1 protein-coding gene is annotated in these 1,768 nt (G+C 63.0%); it reads right to left on the bottom strand.

The window, feature by feature from the left end; genetic code table 11:
- Nucleotides 1-46: 46 nt before the first annotated feature.
- On the bottom strand, nucleotides 47-1,648 hold the full coding sequence (locus ACX80C_RS19285; RefSeq protein WP_459328081.1) for a hypothetical protein: 1,602 nt from the start codon (nucleotides 1,646-1,648) through the stop codon (nucleotides 47-49).
- Between the last annotated feature and the right edge of the window lie 120 nt (nucleotides 1,649-1,768).

The raw sequence follows: 1,768 nt of genomic DNA, 5'->3' as shown, positions 1-1,768 counted from the left end.
TCTAGCGCTCCTTGGGGGTTGAAACTTTGAGACTGGTCTTGAGTTTTCAGGCGGCCTTTGGCAGGCGGGCGTTGTCGATGTAGCCGCGGATGTGATGGTCGATGGTGTTCAAGGCGTGGCGCAGCTCGGGTGGTGCGGGCGGCTTATCGGCGGCCAGCAGCGGCTTGAGTAGCCGGTTGTGGACCTTGGTGTAGAAGATCGCGACCCGTTGTCCGTCCGCGGTGAGTTGGTAGGTGTTGGTGTGTGGGCGGCGTTCGATGAGCCCGTTACGGCGTAGCCGGGCCAGGTCGTAGCTCATCTGGTTGGTGCTGTAGGCCGTCCCGAGCAGGTGGTTCACCTGGGCGCGCAGGCTCCGGTGGGTGAATCCGATGGTGTTCAGGGCGACGCAGAGAGCGCCGAGCAGGGCCATGACCCGAGGGTCGCCGAACCGCAGGGCCGGGGCCCGCCTGCCATCCTCGGTGAGGGTGGACTGTGCGACCCGCTCAAAGGCTGGGCTCGCAAGGACACAGCCCTGCCCGACACGTTCAGTATCGAGCAGCCGGGCATTGATGTCACGGGCTTTGGTCTGCAGTTCATCCAGATGCTCAAGGCGGCGGTGGCAGCCCAGGTCACCGGGTGAGTTCACGACGGTTTCGATGCGCAGTGCACGTCCGCCCTTGAGGTACTGCTTGATCCGGGAGTGCTTGTAGAAGGCGTTGATGGTGACCTCGGTGTCGCGGGTAACAACCTTGGTCTTGAACACGTCCTGAGTCCGGCGTAGACGACCCTGGCGGATCTGCCGGCCGAAAACCAGTTCGAGTGTCTCGGGTCTTCCCAGATCGAGGTTATCGACCACGAGCGCTTCGAAGAAGCCGCGAGCCCGCCGGGGTGCGTCAAAGACCAGGGTGCGGGAGATCTCGATCTGGCGCATGGACAGTTCCCACCAGTACCCGGCGTCCCGGTCGTGATCGGTTAGCGGCAGCGGCAGAACGGCCATCCAGCGTTTGAAGAAAACCCCGATGGTGCCCGGGCCGAGCCGGTCACAGATGTCCTGCAGCGCTTCGGGGTCTTCACAGGTGGCGAACCCGTTGGACAGGGCGGTGAAGCCGATCCCGGCTTGCGTGGCCTGGCGTTTGGCCCACTCATGGCCATTGAGCCAAACCTTGATCGGATACGGGAAGTACGCGCAGACCTTGATGAACGCCGGCCCGAAGTCCGCATCCCAGAGGTAGAAGTAGAAACAGGTCACCCGCCGGTCGGCCTTGGTGAAGGAAAACCACGGGATCCCGTTGGAACCCTGCCGTTCGGCGGTGGCGAACACGTTCTGGTATTCCTGCGCCACCCCGATCGCTGCGACACCGGACCTGCCCGTCCTGGCCTGGGCATCGACGTACCGACGCATTACATCGATCTTCCGCTCGCCCTTGCCGAAGCGGATCAATGGGACATGGTTGTCCTGCGCGAAGGTGTTCACCGAGCGGCGGAACGCTGTGCCGATTTTCTCCAGGATCGCCGGCGACGGAATCGGATTACCCAGATGCTCCCGCATGAACGTCACCACCTGCCCGCCCATCTGCAGCTTCGGGACGTACCCGTTAAGATAAATCCGGTCCAGGCACTGGATATCCAATGCCACGTGACCGTCAAGGACCTCGCTGATATTCACCATCTGACCCACCGCGCTTTTCGGATGATTCACCATCAACTCAAGGATGCGCCCGCACCGGCCCGAGCGTCATCAGCAAGACCCGGCCACCCGCCTCGGCGGTCAGAGGCGAAGCCTCACTGG

It is taken from the genome of Arthrobacter tecti, from assembly GCF_054511355.1.
Note: the sequence above shows the minus strand (reverse complement) of the source record. Positions and strands in the feature narration are given on the sequence as shown.

Bases quoted from the DNA above. Each gene is read 5' to 3' on its own strand.
- ACX80C_RS19285 (WP_459328081.1), bottom strand. From the start codon at position 1,648: ATGGTGAATATCAGCGAGGTCCTTGACGGTCACGTGGCATTGGATATC.